This window comes from Vibrio atlanticus (assembly GCF_024347315.1).
In the GTDB taxonomy this organism is placed as follows: domain Bacteria; phylum Pseudomonadota; class Gammaproteobacteria; order Enterobacterales; family Vibrionaceae; genus Vibrio; species Vibrio atlanticus.
Genome location: NZ_AP025460.1, coordinates 1,924,791 through 1,941,962 on the forward strand (window position 1 = coordinate 1,924,791; position 17,172 = coordinate 1,941,962).

At 44.7% G+C, this 17,172-nt stretch carries 17 protein-coding genes; 10 read left to right on the top strand and 7 right to left on the bottom strand.

Translation table 11 applies throughout. From position 1 onward, the window contains the following. Positions 1-13 precede the first annotated feature (13 nt). Genes cobU through OCV30_RS08590 form a run of 4 tightly spaced genes read right to left on the bottom strand, consistent with a single transcriptional unit; the run spans position 14 to position 3,139 of the window. Entirely contained in the window at positions 14-622 is a 609-nt protein-coding gene (gene cobU / locus OCV30_RS08575) for a bifunctional adenosylcobinamide kinase/adenosylcobinamide-phosphate guanylyltransferase (RefSeq protein WP_065678659.1), read from the bottom strand. A 9-nt stretch (positions 623-631) separates the two neighbouring features. Then, positions 632-1,438 (bottom strand): adenosylcobinamide-GDP ribazoletransferase, encoded by an 807-nt coding sequence (locus OCV30_RS08580; protein WP_065678660.1) that lies wholly within the window; start codon positions 1,436-1,438, stop codon positions 632-634. Continuing rightward, positions 1,438-2,484, bottom strand: a complete 1,047-nt coding sequence (cobT, locus tag OCV30_RS08585; RefSeq protein WP_065678661.1) for a nicotinate-nucleotide--dimethylbenzimidazole phosphoribosyltransferase — start codon at positions 2,482-2,484, stop codon at positions 1,438-1,440. The genes OCV30_RS08580 and cobT overlap by 1 nt, the downstream gene beginning before the upstream one ends. Positions 2,485-2,527: 43 nt before the next feature. After that, positions 2,528-3,139 (bottom strand): flavin reductase family protein, encoded by a 612-nt coding sequence (locus OCV30_RS08590; RefSeq protein WP_065678662.1) that lies wholly within the window; start codon positions 3,137-3,139, stop codon positions 2,528-2,530. A gap of 640 nt (positions 3,140-3,779) precedes the next feature. On the opposite strand from OCV30_RS08590, the gene OCV30_RS08595 reads away from it, so the two are divergent. From OCV30_RS08595 to OCV30_RS08605, 3 genes are all read left to right on the top strand, one after another. Further along, a complete protein-coding gene (locus OCV30_RS08595; RefSeq protein ID WP_065678663.1) occupies positions 3,780-4,475 on the top strand; it encodes an NAD-dependent epimerase/dehydratase family protein in 696 nt (231 codons plus the stop codon). Positions 4,476-4,660: 185 nt separating this feature from the next. Then, complete coding sequence (locus OCV30_RS08600; protein ID WP_065678664.1) at positions 4,661-6,034, top strand: L-cystine transporter; 1,374 nt, start codon at positions 4,661-4,663, stop codon at positions 6,032-6,034. A 240-nt stretch (positions 6,035-6,274) separates the two neighbouring features. Further along, positions 6,275-7,036 (top strand): YdcF family protein, encoded by a 762-nt coding sequence (locus OCV30_RS08605; protein ID WP_017102192.1) that lies wholly within the window; start codon positions 6,275-6,277, stop codon positions 7,034-7,036. 148 nt (positions 7,037-7,184) lie between these two features. Here the strand turns inward: OCV30_RS08605 and OCV30_RS08610 are convergent, their stop codons facing one another. Both OCV30_RS08610 and OCV30_RS08615 read right to left on the bottom strand, forming a co-directional pair. Next, the gene (locus tag OCV30_RS08610) at positions 7,185-7,706 is read right to left on the bottom strand and encodes a DUF2058 domain-containing protein (RefSeq protein WP_004734880.1); all 522 of its coding nucleotides are present in this window, start codon (positions 7,704-7,706) and stop codon (positions 7,185-7,187) included. 174 nt (positions 7,707-7,880) lie between these two features. Next, a complete protein-coding gene (locus OCV30_RS08615) occupies positions 7,881-8,924 on the bottom strand; it encodes an AraC family transcriptional regulator (protein WP_065678665.1) in 1,044 nt (347 codons plus the stop codon). A gap of 169 nt (positions 8,925-9,093) precedes the next feature. Here OCV30_RS08615 and OCV30_RS08620 point away from each other — a divergent pair, with 169 nt between their 5' ends. The 7 genes from OCV30_RS08620 to purT all read left to right on the top strand — a co-directional run bounded on the left by OCV30_RS08620 (position 9,094) and on the right by purT (position 16,339). Beyond that, positions 9,094-10,107 carry a DUF2804 domain-containing protein gene (locus OCV30_RS08620; RefSeq protein WP_065678666.1) on the top strand — a complete coding sequence of 338 codons (1,014 nt, stop codon included), beginning with the start codon at positions 9,094-9,096 and terminating at the stop codon, positions 10,105-10,107. Positions 10,108-10,194: 87 nt separating this feature from the next. Continuing rightward, entirely contained in the window at positions 10,195-11,043 is an 849-nt protein-coding gene (locus tag OCV30_RS08625) for a sterol desaturase family protein (protein WP_065678667.1), read from the top strand. Positions 11,044-11,249: 206 nt separating this feature from the next. Continuing rightward, positions 11,250-12,674 carry an exodeoxyribonuclease I gene (sbcB, locus tag OCV30_RS08630; protein ID WP_017091224.1) on the top strand — a complete coding sequence of 475 codons (1,425 nt, stop codon included), beginning with the start codon at positions 11,250-11,252 and terminating at the stop codon, positions 12,672-12,674. 25 nt (positions 12,675-12,699) lie between these two features. Next, entirely contained in the window at positions 12,700-13,071 is a 372-nt protein-coding gene (locus OCV30_RS08635) for a CidA/LrgA family protein (protein WP_065678668.1), read from the top strand. A 2-nt stretch (positions 13,072-13,073) separates the two neighbouring features. Continuing rightward, entirely contained in the window at positions 13,074-13,751 is a 678-nt protein-coding gene (locus OCV30_RS08640) for an LrgB family protein (RefSeq protein ID WP_017099721.1), read from the top strand. Positions 13,752-14,108: 357 nt separating this feature from the next. Beyond that, on the top strand, positions 14,109-14,996 hold the full coding sequence (cdd, locus tag OCV30_RS08645; protein WP_065678669.1) for a cytidine deaminase: 888 nt from the start codon (positions 14,109-14,111) through the stop codon (positions 14,994-14,996). A 167-nt stretch (positions 14,997-15,163) separates the two neighbouring features. Further along, positions 15,164-16,339 (top strand): formate-dependent phosphoribosylglycinamide formyltransferase, encoded by a 1,176-nt coding sequence (gene purT / locus OCV30_RS08650; RefSeq protein WP_065678670.1) that lies wholly within the window; start codon positions 15,164-15,166, stop codon positions 16,337-16,339. A gap of 128 nt (positions 16,340-16,467) precedes the next feature. Here purT and OCV30_RS08655 read toward each other — a convergent pair whose 3' ends face one another. Next, positions 16,468-17,121 (bottom strand): thiopurine S-methyltransferase, encoded by a 654-nt coding sequence (locus OCV30_RS08655; protein WP_048658502.1) that lies wholly within the window; start codon positions 17,119-17,121, stop codon positions 16,468-16,470. Positions 17,122-17,172: the final 51 nt, after the last annotated feature.

The window sequence follows — 17,172 nt, forward strand, 5'->3', positions numbered from 1 at the left end:
CTTTGATACCAATCTAATTATGAGTCGAGTTTTGAGTCGAATGGCTCGACGGTTTTAAGCTCAGTGGTAATCCTGCTGCAACCAGCGTAACGCGTTCAACGACGCGAGCTAGCGCTTGGTTCATGCGACCCGCATTGTCGACAAATAGGCGCGACACTTTCCCCAGCGGCACCACACCTAAACCGACTTCGTTAGAAACCATGATAATTTGCGCTGGGCTTTGCTCTACGCTTTTCACTAAAACTTCAACCACGGCCTCAACCTGTTCATTGGTCGCATCATCACCCAACTCAAAAATAATGTTGTTCAACCACAAAGTTAGGCAGTCAATCAACACTACATCGTTTTGATCAAAAGACTGCAGTTTTTCGGCTAATTCAACAGGGGCTTCATGCTCAATCCACAGCTCGCCACGACGTTGCTGATGATGCGCAATTCTCTCACGCATTTCGTCGTCCAAATAAGTGGCCGTCGCAATATAGTTGAGACGTCCATTTGAACATGCTGCAAGCGAACATAATGCCTGTTGTTCTGCAAAACTCGACTTACCAGAACGAGCCCCACCCAATACCAAATGGCTATTTCGCTGACTTACTTGATTAATTTGATTCGTGTTTGTCATAGGAACCTGTTATGGAAAACCATTGTAAAAAGCAGTAATGAACACAAGGTAAGTCAGCAACTCCATCAACTGTTGAGCCGCACCCAAACAGTCGCCAGTAAAGCCACCAATTCGAGCCGTTAACCATTTTTTGAAACCTAATCTAAACAGGTAGGCGACGACAGATAAAACCAAAGCAAGCTCAAGACCAAACCACAAGCTAGGAAGAACGCCCACAAGCAATAAAAAGACAAGTTCACCTTTAGTTTGCTTGTTCGCCAATGGCTTACTTTTACTGGTCTCTAAATCACTGACATAAGGCATGTCATAAATAAGCGATGCGGCAATTGCGCGGCTAAAGGTATAACTGGTCACGATAACCATAAACAAACCGGTCATGTTCACCAGTTCATTCAATAATACCCACTTGCCAAGCAGAGTCATAACCAGTGCAGACGCGCCATAAGTACCAATTCGACTGTCTTTCATAATGGTCAAGCGGCGTTCTAAGGTCATGCCGCCGCCAATACCATCGGCCATATCGGTTAAACCATCTTCATGGAAAGCACCGGTTAGCATCAAGCTAAAGCTCATCATTGAAAAGATGGCCACTGTGCTTGGCAATATGACATCGAGTAGCAAGAACACACCGCCACACAGAACACCAAGTAACAAACCAACCGTTGAAAAGTAGCGACCCGAACGATTCATGCGCTCTTCTGAATAAGGCGTATTCTTCGGCATCGGCAAACGAGAAAAGAAACCCATCGCCAACGAAAAAAGTTCCCATTGGTATGTGATGCTATCTTTCAACGATCTTTTTGGTGCATCACTCATTAAACCGTGACTCCAGCACTCGCAAAACTCGCCATGTTGTTATAGAACTCTGCCGCCGCACGAATTATTGGCATAGCTAGCGCAGCACCTGTGCCCTCGCCCAATCTCAATCCAAGATCGAGCAGTGGCTCAGCGTCTAGCAGCTCAAATAGAATCTTGTGCCCCGACTCTTCAGAGCGATGAGCAAAGATCATGTAATCACGGCAACTCGGTTCAATTAGAGTCGCGACATACGCCGCAACCGACACGATAAAGCCATCGACTAATACTGGTGTTCTGTTTTGGTAAGCACCAAGGAAACCACCGACCATTTGAACGATTTCATAACCGCCGACTTGTGCTAGTACCTCTTTAATATCTTTAACTTCAGTCGCATCTAAACCTTTGCAACGTGCAACACCTTGCTCAACCACAGTCACTTTACGTGTAAGCTGTTCATTGTTGATGCCAGTTCCGAGGCCAACACATTCATCTGCAGAACGATTCGCTAACGCACTTAAAATCGCTGACGCGCTGCTGGTATTGCCGATGCCCATTTCACCAAACATGATGATATTAGTGCCATTCGAAATGGTTCTAGATACAAGCTCTGCGCCCAGTTCAATCCCACGTTCCACCGTTTCTAAATTCATTGCCGCTTCGTTGGCAAAGTTTTTGGTTCGCGTACCCAAGCGCTGAGAAATCAACATGCCACTATCAGATTCCACAGGCAACAATATCCCCGTGTCGACTACCGTGATATCGATATTATTCACCGCACAGAAGCAATTAATCGCTGCACCTCCATTTAGGAAGTTCAACACCATCTGCTGTGTTACCGCGCTTGGAGCAATACTCACACCTTCATCAGCTATGCCATGGTCGCCAGCAAATATAATGATACTTGGCGTATTCAATTCGATGTGTTCAACCGCAGCTTGTTTGCCTTGGCTCTGAATCAATGCCAGTTGATGCGCGACTTTTTCTAGTAAGCCAAGCGCGCCATGTGGCTTGGTTTTTTGGTCAATACGGTGTTGGATGTACTGCGAGTATTGGGTATCTAACATAGTTTTAAAAACGCTTATTCTGGGTACGGTTTAGTTAGGAAAGCTATTTAGGGCGTGCTACAGAGAACACATTAGAAAGCGTCGCGTATTCACCGCCGCCCAGTCGAGATAAAGGATCAAGTGCTAGTGCATCAATCTTCAAGCGATCTCTCTCTTTATCGATCACACCTTCAGAGATATACACCTGTTCAACTTGAGCAAAGATAAGGCTTTGCGGTACTTCACCGACTTCTTTAACTTCATACAATGTGCAGCCAAAAGCCACGGCGCACTCTTTCACTCTCGGTAAAGAAAAGCCCTCAAATTCAACCAGCTCAATATTATTCGCGGTTACTTCAGAATCACCATGATCGAGAGTGGCAGCTGTTGCCGTCATTATTTCTGCAGAACTTGAAGACGCGATATGGATCACCAGCTTACCCGTTTCAAGGGCGTTACGAGTGGTATCTTTGATTTCGCCCGTTGGCTTCTTCCCGACCGACAACATCAGTAGCGGTGGATTGCTGGAAACGGGTGTGAAATAAGAGAAAGGCGCTAGGTTGTACTCTTGATCAGAAGATTCCGTCAATGCCCACGCAATAGGGCGAGGAACAACGGTTTGTGTCATCAGGTGATAAATCTGAGTGGGAGCAAGAGTATCAAGCTTGAAGTTCATAGCACGTCCTTGGTCTATGTGAATTACGGTTCAGTTTACGTGTTAAGCAATGCTGTATCTATGCCTAATCAACAGAAACCGCAGAGAGTGTTCTTAATTTAGACAGATCACGTTAGTTTTTTCTCAAATTGACAATCAAATTGACAATCAAATTGACGAACCCTATAACACCAACAATTCTGATAATAGATTTATCAATAACTTACATTTTGGCATCGTTTATGCTTTATCTAAAACACTTGTTAATCTCTCCATTGATAAGTACCCATACAGTGAATTCCCACAACACTGACGCTACACAAAGAAACACAAGCGATAGAAATACTCAACAGAACAGCGATTTAGGAGGTGTAATGATTCCGAACTCAAGTAAAAGAAAGCCAAATAAGAAAACCAGCAAAAAGGTAAGGAAAATCCCACTGTCCTTCACCTAGTAAGCAGCAAAGCAAGTAACAAAGCCCGTCGCCCAGCGGGCTTTGTTATGTTTGAGACTCAACCAACACCGGATTCAGATCCCTACTATATTAAATACGTCATTAGCCACTCAGCATTCGCCCCTCATTTATCAAACTTTTATTCGCTTAAAATTCAAACACTGTTTATATTAAACAAGCACTTGTGAAGCGAGTAAGGAGTTAGGATGAGCATTTCTGGAGACAAAACATCGGTCGTAGTGGCTGGTGCTACTGGGCTAATTGGCCAACATGTGATGAAACTGCTCACCGACGAACCTGCCGTCGAGCATATCTATGCCCTATCTCGAAGAGCACTAAATTCACAGTTTGACTCCAACAAGCTCCACACGCTTATTCACAGCGACCTGCAAGTCACCAGTTGGGACGATACCCAAGCCACGCCAAATCTTGGCGTTATCTGCTTAGGTACGACTAAGAAAAAGGCAGGATCAAAAGAAGCACTGCGCAAAATCGATGTGGAGCTGGTTAGCCAAGTCGCTCAGTCGATGAAATTTCTTGGGGTTCAACGCGTCGCGGTCGTTTCTAGCTATGGCGCTTCACCAGATTCCTATTCGCACTACCTTCGTTGCAAGGGGCAAATGGAGCAAAACTTAAAACGTATTGGCTTCAAGCAACTTTTCATCGCACGCCCCGGACCGCTGGTTGGTGAGCGTGATGAACCAAGAGCTGATGAAAAACTCCTGCAAAGTGTCTTTCCTCTGCTGTCTCCATTTATGTTTGGTAAGTTCAAAAACCTACGCCCTATTCAGTCGGAAGACGTAGCTAAAGCAATGTTGTTCCGATTATTCGAAAATAATTTCCAAAATATCGAAATTTACTCGTCAAGTGACATGCTCAATTTATTGGCAAAATATCGCTAAAAAGCTCACCTATTCATCACAATGTTGAATATCCACCCATCCTATTGAGTGGATATTACTAATCGTTCTATTAAATTACTTTTCCTTATTTTACGTTTTGTTACAGGTCGCTACTGTAGCTAACAGTATTTGCGCCCATATATCTAAGCGCCCTATCGATTTAAAGAAATTCATAAGGAAAACAAATGTCATTTTCAGCTATCGCTGCCTTAGCGGTATTCACTGGTATCCTCTTCTTTCTCTACGGACAGCAGAAAAAAGAAAACACGTTATCGCGCTTAGTTCTATTAGGTTTAGTTTTTGGTAGTGCTTTCGGCCTTGGTCTTCAGCTGCTATTTGGTGAAGGCAATCCTGTTATTAACGAAACGCTAGACTGGGTAAACATTGTTGGTCGTGGTTACGTTGGCTTACTGAAAATGGTCATCATGCCATTAGTACTAGTTTCAATGATTGCGGCGGTAGTTAAGCTTGAGAAAGGCGGTTCACTGGGCAAGATTTCTGGCATCACCATTTCTGTCCTGCTAGCAACCACAGCAATCTCTGCGATTGTTGGTATTGTTGTTACGCAAACATTCGGCTTATCTGCTGAAGGCTTAACAGAAGGCGCTCGCGAAACAGCACGTATCGCAACACTAGAAAGCCGCATTGGCAGCGTTTCAGACCTAACAATTCCGCAGATGCTGATTAGCTTTATTCCGACTAACCCATTTGCAGACCTAACGGGCGCTCGCTCTACGTCTATTATCGCAGTGGTTATCTTTGGTGTGCTAACGGGTATCGCTGCTCGTAAAGTGATGGCAGAGAAAGAAGAACTAGAATCTCCAATCCGTACCTTCGTTGAAGCGGCTCAATCTATCGTGATGCGCTTAGTTAAGATGATCATGGCACTAACACCATATGGCATCGCAGCGTTAATGGCGAAAGTAGTGGCAACATCAAGCGCTTCTGACATCTTAAGCCTACTAGGTTTCATCGTAGCGTCTTACGTAGCGATTCTACTGATGTTCGTTGTACACGGTGTGTTGGTTTCTTTTGTTGGTGTGAACCCGAAAGAGTACTTCCAAAAGATCTGGCCAGTACTGACGTTCGCTTTCACGTCTCGTAGTTCTGCAGCAACGATTCCACTGAACGTTGAAGCTCAAATCACTAAGCTTAACGTACCACCAGCGATTGCTAACCTGTCTGCCTCTTTCGGTGCAACGATTGGTCAAAACGGTTGTGCGGGTATCTACCCTGCAATGCTTGCAGTTATGGTTGCACCTACGGTTGGTATTGACCCAATGGACATCAACTTCATTCTGTCTCTGATTGCTATTATCACAGTGAGCTCTTTCGGTATTGCTGGTGTGGGTGGCGGTGCAACATTCGCGGCGCTTATCGTACTGCCAGCGATGGGGCTTCCTGTAACTATCGCAGCACTGCTTATCTCTATCGAGCCACTTATCGATATGGCACGTACAGCGCTTAACGTATCTGGTGCAATGACAGCTGGTACAATCACAAGCCGCCTATTGGCTAAAAAGGACAAGCAGCAAGATTTGGAACAAGCGAACGCTTAATGGGTTCGATTGATCCAATAACTTGAGTCTCGTTAAACAAAAACCGATGCACATGCGTCGGTTTTTTATTGCTTATTAGTTTTGTTTATTACTTTACGACCATCCACATTCTATAACGCAAAACTCTATATTTGTTCAATAGTACAATAAGTTAGCCATGAAACATCAGCCAAACTGATATATGATGCACCGCTTCAATATGTCACATCATTCTGGCACCCGTTCGATAACAGGATCCTCATGAGCTTTATTATATTATTACTTCTTCTAGTCTTCGTTGGCGTTACACGTTTATTTCAGTGGCGAAAAACCTCTAGTTTTATCAAACTTCTTCTTCTCTCTTTATTTATATTGATTGGTTCGGGTTTAATCCCTCGCTATCTACTAAACGACCTGCAAGCCAATTATGAGCGCAAACCTGACATTCAGTGGACCTCTCACAATGCCATTGTCTTGCTTGGTGCTGGTACTCAACTCATCGCAAGTACACAAGAATTTGAGCCGACCTTTTTCTCGTTCGGTCGCATCAATGAAACGGCAAGCCAATATAAAAACTGTGCGAAGGCTCAAACCATATGCAAAGTGATTGTTAGTGGTGGAGATGCACAAAATAATGGTGTAACCGAAGCGGAAGTTTATCAACAGCAGTTGCTTAGACTCGGCGTTCCACTAGCCGATATCATTCAAGAATCGAATAGCGTCAACACTTGGAAAAACGCGCAGCTCACCAGTGACTTAATGAAGCATCACCAGTTCGACAACATTGTTCTTGTTTCATCAGGCCTACATATTCGTCGTAGTGAACTCTACTTTAATCATTTTGGATTAAACGTCGTCCCAGTACGAGCCGACTACATGGCTGCTCAAATTTCATGGTTACCATTATGGTACAACTTCGCAGTTACAGACTTTGCATTGCATGAACAATTGGGGTTTGCTCGTTACAACCTTTACAACTTTATGGGTTGGAACAGCAAACGTGAGAAGCCCGGTGACGCCTGATCGCTTCAACCGAGATCTAACTAATTAGTTAGCTAGTGGTCGTTTAGTACCTAAAAGATTCACAGCTCATAAACAAAAAATGCAGCCACAATCGAAGGATTGTCAGCTGCATTTTTAATTCGTGCTTCTACTCAGTACTAACGGGCAATTACCACATTAGATCATCTGGGATCACGAAGTCTTTGTACGGGTCATCTTCGTCTACTTCATCTGAGCTTGAAGCTTGAGTATCAACGATAGATTCTTCGTCACGCATCGCGATCTTGTTCGCTACCGCAGTAGGGATAACAACATAGCTTTCGCCTTGACGCGCGATACTTAGAATACCTTTACTTAGTTGCTTTTGAGTCAGATCTTCTACGTAAAGATATTTAACTAGCGTACCATCGGTGAAGTTGTATTTGATCTCACCATTCTTCTGTTCGATCTTGTTCATCTCAATCAGTTGCTTCACTTGAGCTTTAATTTCTTTGCTCAACTGTTGTTCTTTCAACTGTTGGTTTAACTCTTTGTCTTTCGCTTGCTGCGCCAGTTTAGTTTCTTCTGCTGCCGCTTTTGCTTCACGAGACTGAACGCGAGACTTTTTAGAGCCCTTCTTCGCCTTCTTTAATTTTTTCTCATTTACCAAGCCAGCTTTAAGCATTTGCTCTTGGAGTGTTAACTTTGCCATGACTTTCCCAGTTCAGGATTAAAAACGGCACTATCATACCTGTTTTTAGGGTTTCTGTTTACTGAACAATCGCAAAATTTGCGCTGATAGATCTAAGCTGTGTCCATATTCCCTTCTTGTTGCTCACAACCTCCACTTTTCCACGAAATACCGTTTATACGCACATCGAGCCAATTACCCAGAAGCACTCAATCTGCCACGAAACTGCGCGGGCGTTTTATTGAGCCACCCTTTAAACGCCCTTCTGAAATTTGCAGGGTCGCTATAACCGAGCCTTTCACCGATGTCATCAATGCTCATGGTTGTGCCGAGTAATAGCTCTTTGGCCAGTTCCACTCGAACTTCGGTAAGCAATATTTGATAACTGGAATCATAGGTCAATAGCTCTCTCCTGAGTGTACGAGAGCTACAACCAAACTCATCCGCCAGTTGTTCTATAGTCGGGAAACTGCCTGCGGTTTGATAAAAGATCGTTTTGATCTGGTTAGTCAGCAGATGCTCAGAGTCCAACGTTTCCACTATCGACTGGCAAGACGCAAGATAGCGCTTCAGTGTCGCGGCATCATGAGTCAATAAGGTTTGCGACAAAACCGAGGCATCAAAACGCAATTCACAATGCCTCTGCTCAAAAACTACAGGGCACTGGAAACGATCGTAATAAAGTTTGGCGTAATTAGTGCGAGCATAAGGCAAAGCCAAAGTGTGAATATCCAACTCATGACCAGTCAGTTCTTTGAACAAAGAGACAATTGAACTCAAGAAATACTCACTGCAGAAAGGGAGCAGATCGCCCACTTCCAAGGTGTTCTCTATCTGAATCACTGCTTGCTCGGAATCTAGAAACAATTTAACCGAGAAGATCGGCCCATTCAGGCGCAAATATTTGAAGCCCGACTTGATGGCCTCCCCGACATTTTGACTGGTCGATAGCGCATAACCCAACACACCAAAGTGGCTCAAGCTAGCGTGTTTTCCCAACCAAAGCCCTAGACCATCGTGAGGAAAACTCTGATTCGCCGCGCTAAATAACGAAAGTTTGTCAGCGTAAGTCAGCTTTCCATTCGGGTCTCGCCAATCCATGTTCGGCAAACCCACATCATTGAGTAGCCTTTCAATATCGAGACCTCGTTGCTCTAACGTATTCAACAGCAGCGCGATATCTAATGTACCCAATTGATGCCGATGTCCGGTCGGCTTATACTCCGCGATAATATCCAATCGAATCTCCTTATATCTAACCCATTCCCATAAACATGACGACTCAGCTTCAACAACACTGCTAGCAAAATCGTGATTGCTCACGCGCTCTTGTCCGAATATGACCTCCCAATTCTACGCTACTCATCGCACAATGGCTTTAGTTGTTAAATTTATGTGAACCATCGCAATGATAAAAACGAACCCAGCCCCATACAGTTTGATTGATTCTAATGGTCAGCCGATCATTGGACATTTCGATGGCATCCCAAAACACCTGAACATCGAGAACTTTGACTACCGAAACTCGATGGATTCAAAAGCAGCCCCTTGGCAGAAGCACTTCCACTACAAGCAATTTCAGTTTGTCAGCATCGTCACCGACACACACATTATCGGCGTCGCGATCGCGGATATTCGCTACTTAGGCTCGGCATTTTGTTATGTGTACGATATAGAGAGCAACAAACTTGAAGAGTGTTCATGGTTACGACCACTGGGGTTTGATAAACAAGTAACGCCTTCACCATTTGACGGCACGACAAACATTGCAGGCCAAAGTATCACCTTTAATATTGAAGGCGGGCAATGGCAAGTTAGATTGAATACCAAACTCATCAAGGCCGATATCGCTTTAGAGCCTAAAGCAGACAGCTTGCCCTTGGCGATGTGCAGCCCAACGGGTTATTCAGGTTGGACTTACACCCAAAAGCACAATGCTTTGCGCATCAGCGGTGGCATCCAAATCAAGGGAGAATCACTCGTTCTCGAACAAGCTCGTGCTGGTTATGACTTTTCAGCGGGTTACATGAGACGTGAAACCAGTTGGCGCTGGGCAAGTATCAACACGCAATCCAATGGCACAGATATTGGCTTAAACCTCGCGGCGGGCGTGAATGAAACCGGAGGCTGCGAAAACGTGTTATGGGTCAATGGAACCAGACACTTACTTAACCCGGTACAGTTTACGTTCAGTCGCCAAGACACGAATTTACCTTGGCAGATAACATCACAAGATGGACGTATAAACCTGACCTTTACGCCCTTAAATAACCGCAGCGAAAAGCTCAATTTATGGCTGTTAAAGAGTAACTTTCGTCAGTTCATTGGTCACTTTTCTGGCTCGATTGAAGACAACAATGGAGTGACACATCAACTTGATGGTGTTCTTGGCCTAACTGAAGATCACTTTGCTCGCTGGTAGCGAAATGCTGCAGACCGAATCTCCAACGCTTAAGTCTAAGTAAACTTGATACCAAGAACGCGTATGGCGTCTCAACAAGGATAAAACATGAATATTGACGCATTAATCAATCACCCAGAATGGCTACTGTTGGTATTAGCGCCCTTGTTCGTGGTGTGCATGTTGGCTGAATATTTTATTGGTCAGAAGCAAGGTCGACTGCCGGAAAACTCCAGCTATAAACTTTCAGAAGTGATGTGTAACTTCACGCTGGCGGGAATGCATCAACTCTCCGATTTACTCACCGGGTTATTGGTCGTTCAGTTGTATCTCTGGATGTTTGGTTGGCGTTTAATGGACGTTGAAATGGGTGTTCTGAGTTTTGTCGTGTTGATGGTGTTGCAAGACTTTTTCTATTACTGGTTCCATAGAGCAAGCCATCGTATTCGCTGGATGTGGGCCGCGCACGTCGCGCACCACAGTTCAGAACAGATGAACTTCAGTACGGCTTTCCGTCAGAGTTTGATGTACCCATTCGCAGGCATGTGGCTATTTTGGGTACCGCTCGTCATCATAGGTTTCGACCCCAAATGGGTCATCTTTGTAGTGCTTCTGAACCTAGGTTTGCAGTTCTTCGTCCATACACAATGGATACGAAGCTTGGGGCCACTTGAATACATCTTTAACACCCCTTCGCATCATCGAGTACATCACGGCAAAAACCCGCAATACATAGATAAGAACTACGTCGGTGTTTTGATCATTTGGGATAAATTGTTTGGTACGTTCGAACCGGAAGTTGAAACCGTACGTTACGGCGTCACTAAACCAGTAAACAGTTTTAACCCTATAATCGTCACCTTTCAAGAATGGAAGGCTATATTCAAAGATTTGAGAAACCGAGAGCTAACCATTAAACAGAAAGTCCAGTTGATACTCTCACCCCCATCGGATTAAACGGACGATAGACAGATTGTATTAACTAAGATACCGCCTCAACTGGATTCAAAGACATCCCTACCGACTCGATTGAATAGTAAAGCACCGTTTTCCGACAATTTATTTGTGATCTGGGTTGCACGCGTACCGCATACTATCAGATACTGAACAAAACTAACCTTCAGCCACAGTAAACGTTCTGCGCTTGCTGTTCAGGAATTTCAATGAGTTCAGATAATCAGCCGACCTACTTCTTTTTCGATTACGAAACGTGGGGCGTTAGCCCAGCAAAAGACCGTCCGAGTCAGTTTGCGGGTGTTCGTACCGACCAAGATTTCAATGTTATTGGAGAGCCTCTGGTTATCTATTGCCAACCTCCTGCTGATTACCTTCCTGCGCCTGAAGCTGCACTGATCACCCGTATCACACCACAAAAAGCAGCTTCACAAGGTCTTCCTGAGCCGGAGTTTATCGCTAAGATCCATGCTGAGTTAGCCAAACCAAACACCACAAGCCTTGGCTACAACAGTATCCGATTCGATGATGAAGTAACGCGTTACACCTGTTACCGAAATTTCATTGACCCATATGCGTGGAGCTGGCAGAACGGCAACTCACGTTGGGATCTATTAGATGTAATGCGCGCTGTTCACGCACTGCGCCCTGAAGGCATTGTTTGGCCAGAGAACGAAGAAGGTTATCCAAGTTTCAAACTGGAACACCTATCTGTGGCAAACGGCATTGAACACGAGAACGCGCACGATGCGATGGCAGATGTTATTGCGACCATCGAACTGGCTAAGAAGTTAAAGGCCGCACAACCTAAGATGTTTGATTACCTCTACAACATGCGTCATAAGCGTAAGCTGAATGACCTGGTTGATATTGTAAACATGACACCATTGATGCACGTTTCGGGCATGTTTGGCCGTGACTGCAACTACACAAGTTGGATTGTGCCTATGGCTTGGCACCCAACCAATCAAAATGCCGTTATCGTGGTTGATTTAGCCAAAGATCCAAGCCCACTGTTAGAACTGGACGCTGATGAACTCAGAGACAGACTCTACACCAAACGCAGTGAACTGGGTGAAGACGAGCTACCCGTACCAATCAAATTGGTTCAACTGAACAAGTGCCCTATTCTTGCTCCAGCTAAAACGCTGACGGCTGAAAATGCCGAAACCATCGGTATTGATCGCCAACAATGCTTGAAGAACTTGGCACTGCTGCGCGAACACCCAGAGATCCGCGAAAAACTGATCGGCCTGTACTCACAAGAGCGAGAGTACGAAAAGAGTGATGATGTTGATACACACCTTTATGACGGTTTCTTCTCACCTGCTGATAAAACAGCGATGAACATCATTCGCGAAACTGACCCAAATAACTTGGCAGCTTTAGATATCACCTTCGGTGATGAACGTATTAAACCGTTACTGTTCCGTTACCGTGCTCGTCATTTTCCATGGACGCTCGACGAAGCTGAGCAATTGAAATGGGCGAACCATTGTCGTGAGTTTTATGAAAGCCGTTTAGAAGAGTACATGCTCAACCTTGAAAACCTCGCGCATGAACATGAAAGCGACGAGAAGAAAATGGCTATCTTGAAGGCGGTTTATCAATACGTAGAAAAGTTAGCTAGCTAATTCCATTATCAAGAGACGTAACACTTTGAAAGAAAGATTGATCCAACTGGTTTACTGCTTAATCTCCTTCACCTTAATCATAGGTGCACTTACAGCAGGTAACGCGTTACAGCACTTTTTGGATACCTCAATCCCAGGCAGTATTTTTGGCATGTTGATTCTGTTTGCCGCCATGGTGATTGGTATTATTCCTTCGCACTGGGTACAACCCGGTGCAAGCTTGATTATCCGGCTAATGATCTTACTGTTTGTTCCGATCAGTGTTGGGTTGATGGATCACTTCGACATGCTCATCGCGAACGCATTGCCAATTATGGCGAGCGCCGTTGGTGGCACGTTGCTGGTGTTGGTGTCCTTATCATGGTTTTTAGACCGCTTGCTTTCGAGAGGTAACTGATCATGTGGATTCTACTCACCATCGTGGTATTCCTGTTTGCTCGCTGGGTAAGTCAAAAAGTAAACTCGCCGCTTTGTAATCCCCTGCTTATCAGCATTGGTATCATCATTCCGATACTCACGTTCTTTAGAGTACCGTTTGAGACTTACTATGCCGACAACACCTGGATTACCTACATGCTTCAGCCTGCGGTTGTTGCCCTTGCTTACCCGCTTTATGAACAGCTCCCTCAAATCAGAGCCAACTGGCGCATTATTACCTTTGCTTGCACGCTAGGCAGTGTGATGTCGATGACAACGACAGCATTAATCGCAGTGGCTTTTAAAGCGGACTTGAGTTTGATTGCGAGTTTATTAGGTAAATCAGTCACCACACCAATTGCGATGGAAGTATCGAGCCATTTAGGTGGTGAAGCAGCGATTGCGGCAATACTGGTATTGATTGTTGGTCTATTTGGGGCAATTTTTGCTTACCCAATCTACAATCTCATTGGTATTAAGAGCCCTATCGCGCGTGGTTTAACCATGGGTACCGTGTCTCACGCTTTAGGTACTGCGACATGTGCTGAAAAGAATCAGGAAGATGCTGCATTCAGTTCGTTGGCATTGGTTCTTTGTGGGGTTATCACCTCAATCATTGCGCCGAGTATATTTTCGCTCGTGGTTTGGTTCTATTCTTAACCACTTTGATTACAGTTTATACGCGCTCTAATAGATGAGTTGGTAAATAGCTAAACTCACTGGTTCGCGACTTTTAAGCGTTACAGATATCAATAAGCCCAAGCATAACCTGATTATTTCAGTGGTAGCTTGGGCTTTTTTCTCTCATTTATTCATCAATACGTGACAAACCAAACTCAATTTCAAGCAATAAGTGGGATATCAATGGTAGTTTTTACTCTTGCAATCGATTTCATCTGTGACCTCACTCTAATTATGCAAACCAATGTAACAACAACAGCGCAGTGGTGATCAAGGCCACAGAAAATTCCTGAGCATTGCATAGAATTAAAGCCTAAGGTCAATTAAGGATTCAACATGAACAGTCGTATTACCCTGGCGCTGGAAAGTGCTCCATCATCAATGAAAGCGCTTTTGAGTGACATCGTATTAGCAGACAACTTTGACGCGACATTGTCTCCAGAACAATTTGCTAGCCTACTGCAAGCAAGTGGTCTAGCGGATGACGAACTACGTATTGCGCTACTTCCTTTTGCCGCAGCGTATTCTTACGCTCCGTTATCTGACTTTTATGTTGGTGCAATCGTGCGTGGTTTGTCTGGTACTCTGTATTTTGGTGCAAACCTTGAAATCGCTGGTGCTCAACTTGGTCAAACCGTTCACGCTGAGCAATCTGCAATCAGCCACGCTTGGATGAAAGGCGAACTAGGTATCTCAGATATCACCATCAACTTCAGTCCTTGTGGTCACTGTCGTCAATTCATGAACGAACTGACAACAGCAAAAGAACTTAAAGTTCAGCTGCCACAACGTGATGAAATGTCTCTGCAAGAGTACCTGCCAGACTCGTTCGGCCCTGCTGATTTAGGTGTGACAACAGGCCTAATGACAAAGCTTGATCATAAGTACACGACCGAAGAAACAACGCCTATTGTTGTAGAAGCGCTAGCAGCACTAAACCGCAGCCATGCTCCTTACACCAAAAACTTAAGTGGTGTTTCGCTACAACTGACGTCAGGTGAAATTTTTACGGGTGCTTACGCTGAAAACGCAGCGTTTAACCCGAGCCTACCTCCTCTGCAAGTCGCGTTAATTCAACTTAAACTGGCTGGCTTAGATTTCGAACAAATTGAAAGTGCTGCTTTGGTAGAAATCGCGGAAGGTAGCATCAGTCACCTAGCGGATACGCAATCTACATTAGAAGCGATTAACCCCGACATTCCAGTGACTTACTTAGCAATCTAAGTACATCTGATTAACAAAAATTTAAATAAGCAGCCCTATTTAACAGGGCTGCTTTTTTTATGCCTGTAATTAACGCAACAACTTGCGCAAACGTTTGCTTTTGTCATTGAAATAAGTATGATCACCCCGTTTTCAATCAATCGTTCAAAAGATCGGAAGGAATTTCTATGTTTGGTACTGCTACTCGTGAAAATGCTACTCGTGTACTTCTATTAGGTTCAGGTGAACTCGGCAAAGAAGTTGCTATCGAGTGCCAACGTTTAGGTTTGGAAGTTATTGCTTGTGATCGTTATGCAGACGCACCAGCAATGCAAGTTGCGCATCGTAACCATGTATTAGACATGTTAGACGGCGATGCACTTCAAGCGATCATTGAACTAGAAAAGCCAGATTATGTGGTTCCTGAAATTGAAGCTATTGCCACCAGCAAGTTGGTAGAGCTAGAAGCACAAGGCTTAAATGTCGTTCCAACTGCGAATGCGACCAAGCTAACGATGAACCGCGAAGGTATCCGTCGTCTAGCGGCAGAAGAACTAAAACTGAGCACTTCTCCTTACCGCTTTGCAGACACCTTTGAAGATTTCTCAGCCGCTGTTGAATTCGTGGGCATGCCTTGCGTTGTTAAGCCAGTAATGAGCTCTTCAGGTAAAGGCCAAAGCGTTATCAAAACAGAAGAAGATATTCAGAAGTCTTGGGACTACGCACAAGAAGGCGGTCGTACTGGCGCGGGTCGCGTAATCGTTGAAGGCTTCATCGACTTTGATTACGAAATTACGCTACTTACCGTTCGCGCAGTCGACGGCGTTCATTTCTGTGCACCAATCGGCCACCGCCAAGAAGATGGTGATTACCGTGAGTCATGGCAACCACAAGTCATGTCAGACAACGCACTTAAAGCCGCGCAATACACCGCTAAACAAGTGGTTAATGCACTAGGTGGTCACGGTATCTTCGGCGTAGAGCTGTTTGTTAAAGGCGATCACGTTATCTTCAACGAAGTATCCCCTCGCCCACACGATACTGGCTTAGTGACATTGATGTCTCAAGACTCATCTGAATTCGCACTGCACGTACGTGCCTTTACGGGTATGCCGATCAAATCAATCACGCAATACGGTCCGTGTGCATCAGCGGTTATCCTTGGCCAAGGCACTTCAACCAACATTCGTTTTGAAGGTCTTACAGAGGCGCTAGACGCACCACAAACGCAGGTTCGCTTGTTTGGTAAGCCTGATATCGATGGCCGCCGTCGTCTAGGTGTGGCGCTTACTCGTCGTAACAGTACTGAGGCAGCGATTGAAGATGCAATTGAGAGCGCGTCAAAAGTAAAAGTGATTTACTAACCTGCTATTCAATTCTGAACAATCACGATTTCAAATCTGAACAATAAAAAAGACGGGCTATCGAGCCCGTCTTTTTGTTGATGTTATCATTTTATTGAAGCGGTCTTTTCGCTTGAAAGCTCACTGACTTAAGCGTCTGACTCAATCAAATACACTTCTTCGCTGAATCGAGACAAGCCTTTCTTAGCAATCTTCGGATGTTCATCGTCCGCTATATCTTGATTCAACAATGTGATTTTGTATCCAGCGAACAACTGATCGATCTCTAGTTTAGGTACGCTAAACGGAGGCCCCGCCATCTCGCTTTGATCATAATCCAGCGTCACCAGAAGGATCTTACCGCCCGGTTTCAACAGTTGTTTCAAACGCTCTACATACTGCACTCGCATCTCTTCAGGCAATGCGACTAAAGACGCGCGATCATAAATGGTATCGACAGGCTGGATTGGCGCCGTGAAGTAATCGCCCGTGTAGATGTTCAGTTCATCGAATTGATACAGCTCGTGCTGACCACTGATTTGAGTCACAGTCGGGGTGTAAAGGTGCTCTGCAAAAAATGCGCGAACCGCAATCTGGCTTAACTCGACACCTTGAACATCTTCATGCTTTGAAGCTAGCCAAATCAGATCTTCACTTTTACCACAAAGTGGAACAAACACACTCTTCTCGTAGCTAGGCTCAGTCTTTTCCCAAAATTTAATCAGAAGTGGGTTAACATCTTCGAGGTGGAAACCAATTTGGTTGGCTGCCCATTTATTGTGCCAAAATTCAGGATTATTCATCTTTCGTTCATGTTAAACAGTCATAATGCAAGGGTACAGTATAGAGAGGTA

Coding starts and splice junctions, on each gene's coding strand:
- cobU (WP_065678659.1), bottom strand. CDS start 622: ATGACAAACACGAATCAAATTAATCAAGTAAGTCAGCGAAATAGCCAT.
- OCV30_RS08580 (WP_065678660.1), bottom strand. CDS start 1,438: ATGAGTGATGCACCAAAAAGATCGTTGAAAGATAGCATCACATACCAA.
- cobT (WP_065678661.1), bottom strand. CDS start 2,484: ATGTTAGATACCCAATACTCGCAGTACATCCAACACCGTATTGACCAA.
- OCV30_RS08590 (WP_065678662.1), bottom strand. CDS start 3,139: ATGAACTTCAAGCTTGATACTCTTGCTCCCACTCAGATTTATCACCTG.
- OCV30_RS08595 (WP_065678663.1), top strand. CDS start 3,780: ATGAGCATTTCTGGAGACAAAACATCGGTCGTAGTGGCTGGTGCTACT.
- OCV30_RS08600 (WP_065678664.1), top strand. CDS start 4,661: ATGTCATTTTCAGCTATCGCTGCCTTAGCGGTATTCACTGGTATCCTC.
- OCV30_RS08605 (WP_017102192.1), top strand. CDS start 6,275: ATGAGCTTTATTATATTATTACTTCTTCTAGTCTTCGTTGGCGTTACA.
- OCV30_RS08610 (WP_004734880.1), bottom strand. CDS start 7,706: ATGGCAAAGTTAACACTCCAAGAGCAAATGCTTAAAGCTGGCTTGGTA.
- OCV30_RS08620 (WP_065678666.1), top strand. CDS start 9,094: ATGATAAAAACGAACCCAGCCCCATACAGTTTGATTGATTCTAATGGT.
- OCV30_RS08625 (WP_065678667.1), top strand. CDS start 10,195: ATGAATATTGACGCATTAATCAATCACCCAGAATGGCTACTGTTGGTA.
- sbcB (WP_017091224.1), top strand. CDS start 11,250: ATGAGTTCAGATAATCAGCCGACCTACTTCTTTTTCGATTACGAAACG.
- OCV30_RS08640 (WP_017099721.1), top strand. CDS start 13,074: ATGTGGATTCTACTCACCATCGTGGTATTCCTGTTTGCTCGCTGGGTA.
- cdd (WP_065678669.1), top strand. CDS start 14,109: ATGAACAGTCGTATTACCCTGGCGCTGGAAAGTGCTCCATCATCAATG.
- purT (WP_065678670.1), top strand. CDS start 15,164: ATGTTTGGTACTGCTACTCGTGAAAATGCTACTCGTGTACTTCTATTA.
- OCV30_RS08655 (WP_048658502.1), bottom strand. CDS start 17,121: ATGAATAATCCTGAATTTTGGCACAATAAATGGGCAGCCAACCAAATT.